This window comes from Stenotrophomonas sp. CFBP8980 (assembly GCF_034046095.1).
Lineage (GTDB): Bacteria > Pseudomonadota > Gammaproteobacteria > Xanthomonadales > Xanthomonadaceae > Stenotrophomonas > Stenotrophomonas lacuserhaii.
The window spans coordinates 228719-244191 of sequence record NZ_JAXCXF010000006.1 but is presented as its reverse complement, the minus strand read 5'-3'; the positions used below and the strand labels follow the sequence as shown (position 1 = coordinate 244191).

Sequence of the window (15473 nt, the reverse complement as noted above, 5' to 3'; positions counted from 1 at the left end):
GCGGCTTTCTGCCCACCGCGCGCTGATGCATTCCGCCGAGCACGGCTCGGCGCTACCGGGCTGCGGGACGGTAGTGACGGCCGCTGGCCGTCATCGCCGTGGTAGCGCCGCCCCATGGTCGGCGGCTTTCTGCCCACCGCGCGCTGATGCATTCCGCCGAGCACGGCTCGGCGCTACCGGGCTGCGGGACGGTAGTGACGGCCGCTGGCCGTCATCGCCGGGGCATCATCGCTCTGGTAGGTGACGACCGTTGGTCGTCACGCTTCTGCTTCCCGCTGCGCTCGCCGAGCACGGCTCGGCGCTACCGGGCCTCCACGCGCAGCTGCATTCCGAATGCCTGCAGCACGCGCAGCAGCGTCGCCAAAGGCATATCCCGCGCGTTGCGGAACTGCCGCCGGAAGGTCGCGTTGGTCATGCCACAACTACGCGCGACGCCACTGATCCCGCGCTGCTCCACCAACAGCAACAGCGCCGCCACCAGGCAATCGGCATCCACCGGCGTGGCACGCAGTCGTGCGTTGAGCTCATCCATGACGACCGCACCGGTGCACGGCGGAGCTGCGGATTCGATATCCATCGATAGACCTCCCATTGCTTGAAAGCCACCTGCGCCGAAGCGCAAGGCGGCGGGCGATGCGGGTTGCCGTACCGGATTACGCTCTCAAAACCGGCGGATCCAAGGATCCCCACACATCACCCGCCATGTGACTGGCAGAGCAATGCATTGTCCGCCACGCCCGAGGGCACGACAGCGCTGTTTGAGAGCGTTTTCCAGGACGGCAATCCCGGCCGGTGCGATATCGCCCCAGCACGTCCAGCGTGGACAGGTAGCGACGCAGCGTACATGGGCCAAGTTGTAATTGAGGCGCTCAATGCGCGTCATCCACCGACAGCGGAAGCAGACGGCCAGCGGCCGTCACTACCGAGGCACCCACCCAGGCGCTCTACCTTGGCAGGTGGCCACCGGGATCTGTCCGAGGGCCGGGCGGGTGGGGTCTGCAGGACGCTGAGCCGCATGGATGCGGCGATGCAGCCTACAAGGACGTACTTGCGGCGTGTCCTGCAGACCCCACCCGCCCGCCCCCCACCCCCAAAACAAAAACCCCCCTGGCTCACACCAGAGGGGTTTGGGATCTCACGAGCTGCCGACCAAAGTCGACACTACGAAAGCAGATAGATCAGGCGGCGACCGGCTTGCCCGCTTCCTGATACTCCTCGATCTGATCGAAGTTCATGTAACGGTAGATCTCCGCACCGCTGGCTTCCAGCACGCCCACGTCGGCCATGTACTCTTCCTTGGTCGGAATGCGGCCCAAGCGCGAGCAGATCGCCGCCAGCTCCGCCGAACCCAGGTACACGTTCGAATTGCGGCCCAGGCGGTTCGGGAAGTTGCGGGTGGAGGTCGAGAACACCGTCGCGCCCTCGCGCACCTGCGCCTGGTTGCCCATGCACAGCGAGCAGCCCGGCATCTCCATGCGTGCACCGGCGCTGCCGAAGGTGCCGTAGTGGCCCTCGCGGGTCAGCTCGGAGGCATCCATCTTGGTCGGCGGAGCGACCCACAGCTTGGTCGGGATGTCACGCTTGCCTTCCAGCAGCTTGGCCGCCGCACGGAAGTGACCGATGTTGGTCATGCATGAACCGATGAACACTTCGTCGATCTTGGCACCGGCGACTTCGGACAGCATCTTCACGTCATCCGGATCATTCGGGCAGGCCACGATCGGCTCGTGGATGTCGGCCAGGTCGATCTCGATCACCGCGGCGTACTCAGCATCGGCATCCGGTGCCAACAGCTGCGGATCAGCCAGCCATTCCTTCATCTTGTCGATGCGACGCTGCAGCGAACGCGGATCCTGGTACCCCTCGGCAATCATCCACTGCAGCAGGGTGATGTTGCTGGTCAGGTATTCAATGATCGGCGCCTTGTCCAGATGCACCGAGCAGCCGGCAGCGGAACGCTCGGCGGAGGCGTCGGACAGCTCGAACGCCTGTTCCACCTTCAGGTCCGGCAGGCCTTCGATTTCCAGGATGCGACCGGAGAAGATGTTCTTCTTGCCCGCCTTGGCCACGGTCAGCAGACCGGCCTTGATCGCGTACAGCGGGATCGCGTTGACCAGGTCGCGCAGGGTCACGCCCGGCTGCATCTTGCCCTTGAAGCGCACCAGCACCGATTCCGGCATGTCCAGCGGCATCACGCCGGTGGCTGCAGCAAAGGCCACCAGGCCCGAACCGGCCGGGAACGAAATGCCCACCGGGAAACGGGTGTGCGAGTCACCGCCGGTGCCGACCGTATCCGGCAGCAGCATGCGGTTGAGCCAGCTGTGGATCACGCCATCGCCCGGACGCAGCGAGATGCCGCCACGGGTGGAGATGAACTCCGGCAGGGTGTGGTGGGTCTTGACGTCGACCGGCTTCGGGTAGGCCGCGGTGTGGCAGAACGACTGCATCACCAGGTCGGCCGAGAAGCCCAGGCAGGCCAGGTCCTTCAGTTCGTCACGGGTCATCGGACCGGTGGTGTCCTGCGAGCCGACCGAGGTCATCTTTGGTTCGCAGTAGGTGCCCGGGCGCATGCCCTGGCCTTCCGGCAGGCCACAGGCGCGGCCGACCATCTTCTGCGCCAGCGAGAAGCCCTTGCCGGTGTCGGCCGGCTGCACCGGCAGGCGGAACAGGTCGGTGACCGGCATGCCCAGCGCTTCGCGCGCCTTGGCGGTCAGGCCGCGGCCGATGATCAGCGGGATGCGGCCACCGGCGCGCACTTCGTCGAACAGCACATCCGACTTGACCTGGAATTCGGCGATCACTTCGCCGTTCTTCAGCGCCTTGCCGTCGTACGGACGCAGCTCGATGACATCACCGTGCTCCATCTGCGTGACGTCCAGCTCGATCGGCAGCGCGCCGGCATCTTCCATGGTGTTGTAGAAGATCGGGGCGATCTTCGAGCCCAGGCAGACACCACCGAAACGCTTGTTCGGGATGAACGGAATATCTTCGCCGGTGAACCACAGCACGCTGTTGGTCGCCGACTTGCGCGAGGAACCGGTACCGACCACGTCGCCCACGTAGGCGACCAGATGGCCCTTGTCCTTCAGCGACAGGATTTCCTGGATCGGGCCGCGCTTGCCATCTTCTTCCGGCACGAACGCTGCGTCGGGACGCTTGTTCTTCAGCATCGCCAGCGCGTGCAGCGGGATGTCCGGGCGGGTGGTGGCGTCCGGCGCCGGCGACAGGTCGTCGGTGTTGGTTTCGCCCGGCACCTTGAACACGGTCAGGGTCATGCTCTGGGCTACTTCCGGACGGCTGGTGAACCATTCGGCATCGGCCCAGCTCTGCAGCACGGACTGCGCGTTGGCGTTGCCGGCCTTGGCCTTTTCCTGCACATCGTGGAACGCATCGAACACCAGCAGGGTGTTCTTCAGGGCGGTCGCGGCGATCACGCCGACGCTGGCGTCATCCAGCAGCTGGACCAGCGGGGCGACGTTGTAACCGCCGAGCATGGTGCCCAGCAGTTCGGTGGCGCGCTCGCGGCTGATCAGCGGGTTCTGCTCGCTGCCGAAGGCAATGGCGGCCAGGTAGGAGGCCTTGACCTTGGCGGCATCATCCACGCCGGCCGGCACGCGGTGGGTCAGCAGGTCCAGCAGGAACTCGGCTTCGCCGGCAGGCGGGTTTTTCAGCAGTTCAATGACATCGGCCGTCTGCTGCGCGGTCAGCGGCAGGGGCGGGATGCCAAGCGCAGCGCGCTCGGCGACGTGGTGGCGGTAGGCTTCCAACATGACAACTCCCGGGTAATGCGGTGAATACAACGATTGGATGAAGCGGTAAAACGGTAAGGCTCAGGCCTGCGGCACGATCAGCTTCAGGCCCTTGAAATAATCCCGATAGAACGTGTCGTTCCAGGTGATCAGGCCGTCGCACTGCAACAGCGCGTGGGCACCGACCATGAAGCCGTCCAGGCTGCGGCGTTCGCTGCCGCGCTGGCGGTGGCGGCGTTGCATCTCACCGGCGCGCAGGGCCGATTTGGCTTCCATCGCGTTGAAATGCACGCCCATCTCTTCCAGTGCCTCCAGCACCTCGGCCCCGCCGCGCAGCGCGGCGCAGACTTCGGCCAGGGTCGCCCCGCAGACCACCACGCGGCCGCCGACCAGGCTCTGCCGCAGGCAGGCCTCCACCGCATCGGCCTGCGGGCCGTTGCTGAGCAGCTCGATCAGGACCGGAGAATCCACGGCGATCATGGCCGGCTTACTGCTGGTCACGGATGGCCTTCACAGCCGCATCGGTGGAGTCGAAGCCATCCAGTGCGAACTTGCCGCGGGCGCGGGAGATGGCGTCATCCACGCTCTTGCGCAGGATGATCCGGCCGCCTTCCAGTTCCACGGTCAGCTGAGTGCCCTTGGTCAGGCCCAGCGCATCGCGAACCGCCTTGGGCAAGGTGATCTGGCCGCGTTCAGCAACGGTGGCTTCCATGGGTAGGCCCTCTTCGGTATGTACGAATTATACATACTTTTCAAAAAGGGGACGGAGGGGAGTAAGTCGTTCTTGGCTCCAAGGGGGGGCCGAAAACGCCTTAATCCCCTCCGTCCCCTTTTTGGGGCGTGATGACATCGGCGCTACATCTGAATGTGTAAGATTTCACGCTGAGCAAGCAGGCGCGCCCGGTGCGCGGCCGTTGCAAGCCAATTCGCAAAGGAGTCATCTGCAATGAGTGATTCGTTCTCCACGCGCAGCCAGCTGGATGTCGGCGGCAAGCGCTACGATTACTTCAGCCTGCCCAAGCTGGGCCAGCGCTTCGATATTTCCCGCCTGCCCTATTCGATGAAGATCCTGCTGGAGAACCTGCTCCGGCACGAGGATGGCGGCGTCACCGTGGGCAAGGACCACATCGAAGCGGTAGCGACCTGGGACCCGAAGGCCGAGCCGGAAACCGAGATCGCCTTCATGCCCGCGCGCGTGGTGCTGCAGGACTTCACCGGCGTGCCCTGCGTGGTCGACCTGGCGGCGATGCGCGATGCGGTGGTCAAGCTCGGCGGCAGCCCGGAGCAGATCAATCCGCAGATCCCCTCCGAGCTGGTCATCGACCATTCGGTGCAGGTGGATGTGTTCGGCAAGCCCGACGCGCTGGACCTCAACGGCAAGATCGAATTCCAGCGCAACCAGGAACGCTACGGCTTCCTGCGCTGGGGCCAGAAAGCGTTCGACAACTTCAAGGTGGTGCCGCCCAATACCGGCATCGTCCACCAGGTGAACCTGGAAAACCTGGCCCGCGTGGTGATGGCCGTTGACAAGGACGGTACCCAGGTTGCTTATCCCGATACCGTGTTCGGCACCGACAGCCACACCACCATGATCAATGGTATCGGCGTGCTGGGATGGGGCGTGGGCGGTATCGAGGCGGAGGCGGCGATGCTCGGCCAGCCCTCTTCGATGCTGATCCCGCAGGTGGTCGGTTTCAAGCTGACCGGCCAGATGCCCGAAGGGGCCACCGCCACCGACCTGGTGCTGACCGTCACCCAGATGCTGCGCAGGCACGGCGTGGTCGGCAAATTCGTCGAGTTCTTCGGCGACGGCCTGCAGCACCTGCCGCTGGCTGACCGTGCGACGATCGGCAACATGGCGCCGGAGTACGGCGCGACCTGCGGCATCTTCCCGATCGATCACGAATCATTGAACTACCTGCGCCTGTCCGGTCGCCCGGAAGAGCAGATCGCGCTGGTGGAAGCCTATGCCAAGGCGCAGGGCCTGTGGCACGACGCCGATACCGCGCACGCCCAGTACAGCGCCACCCTGGAGCTGGACATGGGCACGGTAAAGCCGTCGCTGGCCGGGCCGAAGCGCCCGCAGGACCGCGTGCTGCTGGAAGAGGTTCAGGCCAATTACCGCGAAGCACTGGTCGGGCTGACCACCAACCGTGACAAGAAGGGCGTGGACGTCTCCACCTTCGTCAACGAAGGCGGCGGCACGGCGGTGGGCAACGAGCAGCTGGCCAAGGGCCAGGCCGACGTGGAACTGGATGGCAAGGCGTTCCGGCTGAAGGACGGCGCTGTGGTGATCGCAGCCATCACCTCGTGCACCAACACCTCCAATCCGGCGGTGATGATCGGTGCCGGCCTGCTGGCCCGCAACGCGGCCGCGCGCGGCCTCAACCGGCAGCCGTGGGTGAAAACCTCGCTCGGCCCGGGCTCGCGCGTGGTTACCGATTACCTGGAGAAAGCCGGCGTACTGACCGAACTGGAGAAGCTCGGCTTCTACGTGGTGGGCTACGGCTGCACCACCTGCATCGGCAACTCCGGCCCGCTGCCGGCAGAAGTCAGCGCCGGCATCGCGCAGGGCGACCTGGTGGTGACCTCGGTGCTGTCGGGCAACCGCAACTTCGAAGGCCGCGTGCATCCCGAAGTGAAGATGAACTACCTGGCCAGCCCGCCGCTGGTGGTGGCCTACGCGATCGCCGGCACCACCGACATCGACCTGACCACCGAACCGCTGGGTACCGGCAGCGATGGCCAGCCGGTGTTCCTGCGCGACATCTGGCCAAGCAACAAGGAGATCGGCGATGTGATCGCCGCGACCCTGGGGCCGGAGATGTTCAAGCAGAACTACGCCGACGTGTTCAAGGGGGATTCGCGCTGGAACACCATCGCCTCGCCCGACGGCGATCTGTACGAGTGGGACGATGGGTCCACCTACATCAAGAACCCGCCCTACTTCGAGGGCATGACCATGCAGGTCGGCAGCATCGAGGACGTGCACGGGGCGCGGGTGATGGGCCTGTTCGGTGATTCGATCACCACCGACCATATCTCGCCGGCCGGCAACATCAAGAAAGAATCCCCGGCGGGCCGCTTCCTGCAGGAGCGCGGCGTGCAGCCGGCCGACTTCAACAGTTACGGCAGCCGTCGTGGCAACGATGACGTGATGGTCCGCGGCACCTTCGCCAACATCCGCATCAAGAACCTGATGTTCGGCGGCGAAGAAGGCGGCAACACGCTGTACTACCCGGCCGGCGGCGGCGAGCCGGAGAAGCTGGCGATCTACGACGCGGCCATCAAGTACAAGGCCGACGGCGTGCCGCTGGTGGTGCTGGCCGGCAAGGAATACGGCACCGGTTCTTCGCGTGACTGGGCCGCCAAGGGCACCCTGCTGCTGGGGGTGAAGGCGGTCATCGCGGAAAGCTTCGAGCGCATCCATCGTTCGAACCTGGTCGGCATGGGCGTGCTGCCGCTGCAGTTCCGCAACGGTGAGAACGCGCAGTCGCTGGGCCTGGATGGGTCGGAGGTGTTCGACATCACCGGCCTGCAGGATGGCGCCAGCAAGCGTGCGACGGTGGCGGCGAAGAAGGCCGATGGTACGGTCGTCAGCTTCGAGGCTTCGGTGATGTTGTTGACGCCGAAGGAAGTGGAGTACTTCCGCCACGGTGGGTTGCTGCAGTACGTGTTGCGGCAGTTGGCCGGGCGCTGAGGGTTTCGGGGTCTGGTCGAACGGGCTGGGCCCCCTCGCGGCTGATGGTGTTGCCGCTGGCTTGCGGGGGTGGCGACGGGTGGGTGGAGGGTCCGGGGGACGGTAAAAGCCGCTCCTGCGGGCCTCGTTTCGCGCCATCCTTGGCGCTAAACGCCCCCGCCCCCTCCGCCCACCCGTCGCCCTGAAAGTTTCCGGTGGCCATCAGCCGCGTATGAAGAAGAAAAAGGCGGGTGACGGGCGATGCCCGTCATCCGCCTTTGCTTTTTGCTCTTGCTTTTGCTCCCTCCCACCCGCCGCTGGCGCAACGATGCCGGCCGGGAGGGCGGGCGGTGGCGGTGGGCAGGACCGTTGGAGCCCTGGATGGGCGGAAACGAGCCTACATGGACGTACTTGCGGCGTGTCCTGACCAGCGCCACCGTCCGCCCTCCTTCGCAGCCGAGAGGCGCCACCCGGAAAAATGATTAATTTCCATTTTAGAAAATTCATACTGCAGCAGTTGGCCGGGGCGCTGAGGGTTTCGGGGCTTGGTCGAACGGGCTGGGCCCCCTCGCGGCTGATGGTGTTGCCGCTGGCTTGCGGGGGTGGCGACGGGTGGGTGGAGGGTCCGGGGGACGGCAAAAGCCGCTCCTGCGGGCCTCGTTTCGCGCCATCCCTGGCGCTCAACGCCCCCGCCCCCTCCACCCACCCGTCGCCCTGAAAGTTTCCAGTGGCCATCAGCCGCGTATGAAGAAGAAAAAGGCGGGTGACGGGCGATGCCCGCCACCCGCCTTTTCTTTTTGCTTTTGCTTTTGCTGCTGCTCCACCCTCCGCTGGCGCGGCGATGCCGGCCGGGAGGGCGGTTGAAGCCCTTGCGCAGGACGCTTGGAGCCCTGGATGGGCGGAAAGCAGGCCCCATGGATGGGTTTACGACGTGTCCTGCGCAAGGGCTTCAACCGCCCTCCCTCGCAGCAAAAAGGCGCGACCCGGAAAAATGATTAATTCCCATTTTAGACAATTCATATAAAAAGGACGAAACAGGAGTATTCTCGACCCCGAGGCACATCCTGTGGAGTCCGCCATGCTGCACGCCCCGATCACCTTCGAACCGATCACCGAACTCACCCGCACCACCGCGTCCTCGGTGAAGGAACACTGGCGCAAGGTCATGCAGGACGTCCGCGAACAGCGCATGGTCGTGGTCACCAACCACAACGAACCGCAGGCGGTGATCATCTCCGCCGACCAGTACCGCGCGCTGCAGGCCAAGGTCGAAGCGCTGGAACAATCGCTGGATGAACTGCGCAACCAGACCCCCGCCCTGACTGAACTGCGCAGGGGCTTCGACGAACGCCTGGCCGTGCTGCAGCAGGCCCAGGCCGGCCAGCGCGCACGCGACCTGCTGCGCCACCCTGCCCGCCTCGGCGGCAAGGTCAAGGCCGGTTCCGGCTACTGATGGCGCGTCCGTTCCTGTACGTGCTGGCCGGGGTCAACGGCGCCGGCAAGAGCTCCATCGGTGGCCATCTGCTGCGCGAGGCGGGACTGGACTGGTTCAATCCGGACACCTATGCCCGTGCGCTGGTGCGCCAATTGGGTATAGGGCAGGCCGAGGCCAATGGACAGGCCTGGCAGGAAGGCGTCAGCCGCCTGCAGGCCGCCTTGGCCGGGGGCAGCAACCATGCCTTCGAAACCACCTTGGGCGGCACTTCGATCACCGCAATGCTCCACGAAGCCACCCGCACGCACGATGTGCTGATGTGGTTCTGCGGGTTGTCCAGTCCGGAGCAGCACATCGCGCGGGTGAAGGCGCGCGTGCAGGCCGGTGGCCACCCGATCAACGAAGCCGACATCCGGCGCCGCTGGCCATTGGCGCAGCAGAATCTGATCGGCCTGATGCCGGTGCTGGCCGCGCTGCAGGTGTATGACAACAGCGCAGAGGCCGCGCCCGGCGAGACGGTACCGGATCCACGCCTGGTGCTGCAGATGGAAGGTGGCCAGCTGGAATGGCCGTCCGCCGAAGACCTGGCCCAGCTGCGGCAGACGCCGGAGTGGGCCGTGCCGCTGGTGGAAGCGGCGTTGCGATCAGCTTCCTGAAAGGGGGGTTAGAGTCCGCCCCCAGGAGCCGCCGAGCATGGCTCGGCGCTACCAGGGCAGGACCCTGGCGGTTGTCGGCTTCAGTGCCGGTGCGGCGCGTCCGGGTCGGTGCGCAGGGCGCGCAGCAGGCCCACCATGTAGAACGCCAGGGTGAACGAGAACGGCAGGCCGCACAGCACCACCGCGGTCTGCATTGCACCGAAATTGCCCGCCAGCAGCAGGCCGATGCTGACCACGGTGATCACCACCGCCCAGAACACCCGCAGCCAGATCGGCGCGTCATGGCCATCTTCCACGCCACCGTCCACCCGCCGCGTGCACAGGTTGGCGATCATCAACGTGCCCGAATCCACCGGGGTCAGGAACAGCACGAAGCCGATCACCACCGCTGCACCGCCCACGTACGGGGCCCACGGCAGGTATTCCAGCAGCTTGAACAACGTCATCGCCGCGTCGGCCTTGGCGACCTCGCCCAGCACCGCCTGGCCATGGTTCAGCACCAGGTCGATGGCGGTGTTGCCGAAGATCGACAGCCACGCCAGGGTGAAGCCCAGCGGGATCAGCAGCACGCCCAGGATCACTTCGCGGATGGTACGCCCGCGCGAAATGCGCGCCACGAACAACCCCACGAACGGCGCCCAGGCGATCCACCAGGCCCAGTAGAACAGCGTCCAGCTGCCCAGCCAGTCGCGGCCGTCCGGCTGGTTGAGGTAGATGTCGAAACTCTTACGCACGAACGAGGCCAGGTAATCGCCGGTGTTCTGCACCAGCCCATCGAGCAGGTGCAGGGTCGGTCCGGTCACCAGCACGAACAGCAGCAGCAGGCACAGCAGGCGCACGTTGAGGTTGGACAACCAGGCGATGCCCTTCTCCACCCCGGCGACCACGCCAATGGTGGCCACCACCATCATCACCAGCACGATCATCACCAGGGTCTGCGGCGTGTCGGGCACGTTGAACAGGTAGCTCAACCCGGACTGCACCACCAGCGCCCCGATGCCCAGGTTGGTCACCATCGACACCAGCGTCGCCAGGATGCCGAACCCGTCCACCATGTCGCCGATCCGGCCATGGATGCGTTCACCGAAGATCGGGTACAACGCCGAGCGCAGGGCCAGAGGCAGGTTCCGCCGGTAGGCGAAGTAGCCCAAAGCGACACCCACCAGCGCGTACAACGCCCAGCCGTGCAGGCCCCAATGCAGGAAGGTCAGCACCATCGCCTCGCGACTGGCCGCCACCGTGCCGCCCTGCTGTCCCGGCGGGGTCAGGAAGTGGTCCAGCGGCTCATAGGCGCCGTAATACAACAACGCGATGCCGATGCCGGCCGAAAACAGCATCGACACCCAGGGCACGTAGGCGAAGGCAGGCGATTCTTCATTGTGGCCCAGCCGGATGCTGCCGTAGCGGGAGAACGCCAGCCCAGCACGAAGCCCAGGCAGGCCACGATCAGCAGCATGTACCACCAGCCGAACGCAGCGGACACCTGCGCCTGCGCGACCTGCAGCCAGTGCTCGCTGGCCTGCGGGTTGAGCACGGTGAGCAGGCCCAGCACGCCGATGGACAGAGCCGAGCTGAAGAAGACGAAACCGTTCAGTCGCAGTGGCGATGACGCGGAGGAAGGCTTGGAAGACATGGTGTTGTCTCATCGATCCTGGGGGCGCAGGTCCGGCCGGATCGAAGCGACCGGAACCAGGGCGTGGGGACGCGAGCGCATCCTACGCGTTTATTGATTGAACGTTCAATCAATAAAAAGTATAGTAGTCGCCATCACGGGATCCCCCCGGTCGCAGTGCATGGAGAGACAATGCCGAAGAAAGGCATCGAGCCGGTCCGCCGCGAACAGCTGATCCGCGCCACCTTCCAGACCATCGACGAGATCGGCCTGGCCGACGCGACGGTGGCCACCATCGCGCGCAAGGCCGGACTGTCCACGGGCATCGTGGCGCACTACTTCGGCGACAAGGACGGGCTGCTCAACGCGGCCATGCGGCAGATCCTGCGTGAGTTGAAGAGCGCCGTGGCGCGCTTCCGCGACACCTGCGCCGACGATCCCCGCGCGCAGCTGCGTGCCATCGTCGATGGCAATTTCGATGACAGCCAGACCAACGGCACCGCCATGCGCGTGTGGCTGACTTTCTGGGCTGCGAGCATGCACCAGCCGGAACTGGCCCGCCTGCAGCGCGCCAACGACCAGCGTCTGTATTCGAACCTGTGCCACCAGTTCAAACGCGTACTGCCTGGCGAACAGGCCACCCTGGCCGCCCGCGGGCTGGCCGCCATGGTCGATGGCCTGTGGCTGCGCGGCAGCCTGGTCGGCGGTGACTTCAACGCCGACAACGCGCGCCGCATCGCCTACGCGTACATCGACTTCCAGTTACAGGCAAACGCGCTATAAGCGCTTGAACGCCTGCTCCCCTCCTCTCCCCCTTCCCCTTCCAGGAGTTCCCATGTCCACCCTGCCCCTGCAGCAGCTCTACATCCACGGCAAGCTGGTCGACGCCACCAGCGGCAAGACCTTCCAGAGCATCAACCCGGCCACCGGCGAGGTGATCGCCGAGGTGCAGATCGCCAACCAGGCCGACGTCGAGCGCGCCGTGGCCAGCGCCGCAGAAGGCCAGAAGGTGTGGGCGGCGATGACCGCGATGGAGCGTTCGCGCATCCTGCGCCGCGCCGTGGACATCCTGCGCGAACGCAACGACGCGCTGGCGCAGCTGGAAACCCTGGACACCGGCAAGGCGCTCAGCGAGACCACCACGGTGGACATCGTCACCGGTGCCGACGTGCTGGAGTACTACGCCGGCCTGGCCACCGCCATTGAAGGCAACCAGGTGCCGCTGCGCGAATCCAGCTTCTTCTATACCCGCCGTGAGCCGCTGGGCGTGGTCGCCGGTATCGGCGCATGGAACTACCCGGTGCAGATCGCGCTGTGGAAATCCGCCCCGGCGCTGGCGGCTGGCAATGCGATGGTGTTCAAGCCGTCCGAAGTGACCCCGCTGACCGTCATCGAACTGGCGAAGATCTACACCGAAGCCGGCGTGCCGGACGGTGTGTTCAACGTGGTGCAGGGCCCGGGCCGTGAAGTGGGCCAGTGGCTGACCGAACATCCGCTGATCGAGAAGATCTCCTTCACCGGCGGCGTGGAAACCGGCAAGAAGGTGATGGCATCGGCCGCCTCGTCCTCGCTGAAGGAAGTCACCATGGAACTGGGCGGCAAGTCGCCGCTGGTGATCTGTGACGACGCCGCGCTGGAACGCGCCGCCGACATCGCGGTGATGGCCAACTTCTTCAGCTCCGGCCAGGTATGCACCAACGGCACCCGCGTGTTCGTGCCGCGCGCCATGCTGGCGGCGTTCGAAGCGGCCGTCGTGGAGCGCGTCAAGCGCATCCGCATCGGCGATCCGCAGGATGCGCAGACCAACTTCGGCCCGATGACCAGCTTTGCGCACATGGACAACGTGCTGCGCCTGATCGAGACCGGCAAGGGCGAAGGTGCCCGCCTGCTGACCGGCGGCGCGCGTGCCACCGACGGTGCGCTGGCCAAGGGCGCCTATGTCCTGCCGACCGTGTTCTCCGACTGCCGCGATGACATGACCATCGTGCGCGAAGAGATCTTCGGGCCGGTGATGAGCATCCTTGCCTACGACGATGAGGAAGAAGTCATCGCCCGCGCCAACGATACCCACTTCGGCCTCGCCGCCGGCGTGGTCAGCAATGACATCGCCCGTGCGCACCGCATCATCCACCGCCTGGAAGCCGGCATCTGCTGGATCAACACCTGGGGCGAATCGCCGGCGGAAATGCCGGTGGGCGGTTACAAGCAGTCCGGCGTGGGTCGCGAGAACGGCATCTCCACCCTCGCCCACTACACCCGCATCAAGTCGGTTCAGGTGGAACTGGGCGACTACACCAGCATTTTCTGATCCGAGCGCACCGGCCTTGCGGCCGTCGTTCCGGCCGGGCGTGTCCCTCCCCCCACGCCCGGCCACCCTACACACCGCCAGCTGGCGCGACCGCGCGCCGCCCGGCCTGCAGGAGCAAAGACCATGAGCACCCCCAACGAGTACGACTACATCATCATCGGCGCCGGTTCGGCCGGCAACGTGCTGGCCACGCGCCTCACCGAAGATGCCGACGTCAGCGTGCTGCTGCTGGAGGCCGGCGGACCGGATTACCGTCTGGACTTCCGCACCCAGATGCCGGCCGCGCTGGCCTTCCCGCTGCAGGGCAAGCGCTACAACTGGGCCTACAAAACCGATCCCGAGCCGCATATGAACAACCGGCGGATGGACTGCGGACGCGGCAAAGGACTCGGCGGCTCCTCGCTGATCAACGGCATGTGCTACATCCGCGGCAACGCGATGGACTATGACAACTGGGCCAGCATGCCGGGCCTGGAAGACTGGACCTACGCCGACTGCCTGCCGTACTTCCGCAAGGCCGAAACCCGCGACATCGGGGGCAACGACTACCACGGCAACGATGGCCCGCTGCAGGTCACCACGCCGAAGGCCGGCAACAACGAACTGTTCGCGGCGATGATCGAAGCCGGCGTGCAGGCTGGCTACCCGCGCACCGATGACCTCAACGGCTACCAGCAGGAAGGCTTCGGTCCGATGGACCGCACCGTGACCCCGCGCGGCCGTCGTTCGAGTACCGCGCGCGGTTACCTGGACCAGGCGCGCGGGCGACCGAACCTGACCATCGTCACCCACGCGCTGACCGACCGCATCCTGTTCTCCGGCAAGCGTGCGGTGGGCGTGGCGTGGCTGCGCAACGACGAACCGCAGAAGGCGCGTGCGCGTCGCGAAGTGCTGCTGTGCGGCGGCGCCATCGCCTCCCCGCAGGTGCTGCAGCGGTCCGGCGTGGGCCCGGCCGACCTGCTGCGCGGGCTCGGCATCGAGGTGGTGCATGACCTGCCCGGCGTCGGCGCCAACCTGCAGGACCATCTGGAAATGTACCTGCAGTACGAGTGCAAGAAGCCGGTTTCGCTGGCCCCGGCACTCAAGCTGTACAACCAGCCGGCGATCGGCGCGGAATGGCTGTTCGCCGGCACGGGCACCGGCGCCAGCAACCAGTTCGAAGGTGGCGGTTTCATCCGCAGCAACGAAGAGTTCGCCTGGCCCAACCTGCAGTACCACTTCCTGCCGGTGGCGATCAATTACAACGGCTCCAACCCGATCAAGGAACACAGCTTCCAGATGCACGTGGGGTCGATGCGCTCGCCCAGCCGGGGCCGCATCCACGTGCGTTCGACCGATCCGCGCGTGCATCCGAGCATCCTGTTCAACTACATGTCCCATGAACAGGACTGGCGCGAGTTCCGCGATGGCATCCGCATCACCCGCGAGATCTTCGGCCAGCCGGCGTTGGCGCCGTACACCGGCCGCGAGATCTCGCCGGGCAGCCAGTTGCGCACCGATGCGGAGATTGACGCATTCGTCCGCGAACATGCCGAAACCGCCTACCATCCGTCGTGCTCGAACAAGATGGGCAGTGCCGCCGATCCGATGGCGGTGGTGGACGGCCACGGCCGCGTGCATGGCATGGAAGGCCTGCGCATCATCGACGCCTCGATCATGCCGCAGGTGGTGACCGGCAACCTCAACGCCCCGACCATCATGATGGCCGAGAAGCTGGCCGACGTGCTGCGCGGGCGCGCCCCGCTGCCGCGCAGCACCGCTCCGTACTTCCAGGCCAACGGCGCCCCGGCCCGCAAAAAGTAAGGTAGCGACGGCCGCTGGCCTGGGGGGTGACGACCTGGCCTGGTGGGTGACGACCGTTGGTCGTCACGCTCTAAAGCCGCGCCGCTGCGCTCGCCGAGCATGGCTCGGCGCTACCGATCATCAGTGCAGAGGCCCGCCATCGGCGGGCCTCTTCGCGTTTTCCATCCGGGACGGTATGCTGCCACGGCTGGATCTGACCGATACTGGCTACAGAACCAACCCAAACATCAC

10 protein-coding genes and 1 pseudogene are annotated in these 15473 nt (G+C 65.8%); 6 read left to right on the top strand and 5 right to left on the bottom strand.

What is annotated here, in order from left to right:
• Window positions 1–301: 301 nt before the first annotated feature.
• The 4 genes from SOM47_RS14010 to SOM47_RS13995 form a co-directional block, all read right to left on the bottom strand.
• Window positions 302–577 carry a hypothetical protein gene (locus SOM47_RS14010; protein WP_042615416.1) on the bottom strand — a complete coding sequence of 92 codons (276 nt, stop codon included), beginning with the start codon at window positions 575–577 and terminating at the stop codon, window positions 302–304.
• A 601-nt stretch (window positions 578–1178) separates the two neighbouring features.
• On the bottom strand, window positions 1179–3770 hold the full coding sequence (gene acnB, locus SOM47_RS14005) for a bifunctional aconitate hydratase 2/2-methylisocitrate dehydratase (protein ID WP_320505918.1): 2592 nt from the start codon (window positions 3768–3770) through the stop codon (window positions 1179–1181).
• Window positions 3771–3830: 60 nt separating this feature from the next.
• On the bottom strand, window positions 3831–4229 hold the full coding sequence (locus SOM47_RS14000; protein ID WP_042612796.1) for a type II toxin-antitoxin system VapC family toxin: 399 nt from the start codon (window positions 4227–4229) through the stop codon (window positions 3831–3833).
• Window positions 4230–4236: 7 nt separating this feature from the next.
• Window positions 4237–4461, bottom strand: coding sequence for an AbrB/MazE/SpoVT family DNA-binding domain-containing protein (locus SOM47_RS13995; RefSeq protein WP_320505917.1), 225 nt, complete (start codon window positions 4459–4461; stop codon window positions 4237–4239).
• 234 nt (window positions 4462–4695) lie between these two features.
• Between SOM47_RS13995 and acnA the strand changes: the two genes are divergently transcribed.
• From acnA to SOM47_RS13980, 3 genes are all read left to right on the top strand, one after another.
• Window positions 4696–7449 (top strand): aconitate hydratase AcnA, encoded by a 2754-nt coding sequence (gene acnA, locus SOM47_RS13990; RefSeq protein ID WP_320505916.1) that lies wholly within the window; start codon window positions 4696–4698, stop codon window positions 7447–7449.
• A gap of 1057 nt (window positions 7450–8506) precedes the next feature.
• Complete coding sequence (locus SOM47_RS13985) at window positions 8507–8881, top strand: type II toxin-antitoxin system Phd/YefM family antitoxin (protein WP_320505915.1); 375 nt, start codon at window positions 8507–8509, stop codon at window positions 8879–8881.
• Window positions 8881–9519, top strand: coding sequence for an ATPase (locus tag SOM47_RS13980; RefSeq protein WP_320505914.1), 639 nt, complete (start codon window positions 8881–8883; stop codon window positions 9517–9519). Before SOM47_RS13985 ends, SOM47_RS13980 begins: the two co-directional genes overlap by 1 nt.
• Before the next feature lie 80 nt (window positions 9520–9599).
• Here the strand turns inward: SOM47_RS13980 and SOM47_RS13975 are convergent.
• Window positions 9600–11152: pseudogene (locus tag SOM47_RS13975) on the bottom strand (BCCT family transporter).
• 171 nt (window positions 11153–11323) lie between these two features.
• Here SOM47_RS13975 and betI point away from each other — a divergent pair.
• From betI to betA, 3 genes are all read left to right on the top strand, one after another.
• Window positions 11324–11914 carry a transcriptional regulator BetI gene (betI, locus tag SOM47_RS13970; RefSeq protein WP_042612801.1) on the top strand — a complete coding sequence of 197 codons (591 nt, stop codon included), beginning with the start codon at window positions 11324–11326 and terminating at the stop codon, window positions 11912–11914.
• Window positions 11915–11966: 52 nt separating this feature from the next.
• A complete protein-coding gene (gene betB, locus SOM47_RS13965; protein ID WP_320505913.1) occupies window positions 11967–13439 on the top strand; it encodes a betaine-aldehyde dehydrogenase in 1473 nt (490 codons plus the stop codon).
• Window positions 13440–13562: 123 nt separating this feature from the next.
• On the top strand, window positions 13563–15242 hold the full coding sequence (gene betA / locus SOM47_RS13960) for a choline dehydrogenase (protein ID WP_320505912.1): 1680 nt from the start codon (window positions 13563–13565) through the stop codon (window positions 15240–15242).
• Window positions 15243–15473: the final 231 nt, after the last annotated feature.

Bases quoted from the DNA above. Each gene is read 5' to 3' on its own strand.
- SOM47_RS14010 (WP_042615416.1), bottom strand. From the start codon at position 577: ATGGATATCGAATCCGCAGCTCCGCCGTGCACCGGTGCGGTCGTCATG.
- acnB (WP_320505918.1), bottom strand. From the start codon at position 3,770: ATGTTGGAAGCCTACCGCCACCACGTCGCCGAGCGCGCTGCGCTTGGC.
- SOM47_RS14000 (WP_042612796.1), bottom strand. From the start codon at position 4,229: ATGATCGCCGTGGATTCTCCGGTCCTGATCGAGCTGCTCAGCAACGGC.
- SOM47_RS13995 (WP_320505917.1), bottom strand. From the start codon at position 4,461: ATGGAAGCCACCGTTGCTGAACGCGGCCAGATCACCTTGCCCAAGGCG.
- acnA (WP_320505916.1), top strand. From the start codon at position 4,696: ATGAGTGATTCGTTCTCCACGCGCAGCCAGCTGGATGTCGGCGGCAAG.
- SOM47_RS13985 (WP_320505915.1), top strand. From the start codon at position 8,507: ATGCTGCACGCCCCGATCACCTTCGAACCGATCACCGAACTCACCCGC.
- SOM47_RS13980 (WP_320505914.1), top strand. From the start codon at position 8,881: ATGGCGCGTCCGTTCCTGTACGTGCTGGCCGGGGTCAACGGCGCCGGC.
- betI (WP_042612801.1), top strand. From the start codon at position 11,324: ATGCCGAAGAAAGGCATCGAGCCGGTCCGCCGCGAACAGCTGATCCGC.
- betB (WP_320505913.1), top strand. From the start codon at position 11,967: ATGTCCACCCTGCCCCTGCAGCAGCTCTACATCCACGGCAAGCTGGTC.
- betA (WP_320505912.1), top strand. From the start codon at position 13,563: ATGAGCACCCCCAACGAGTACGACTACATCATCATCGGCGCCGGTTCG.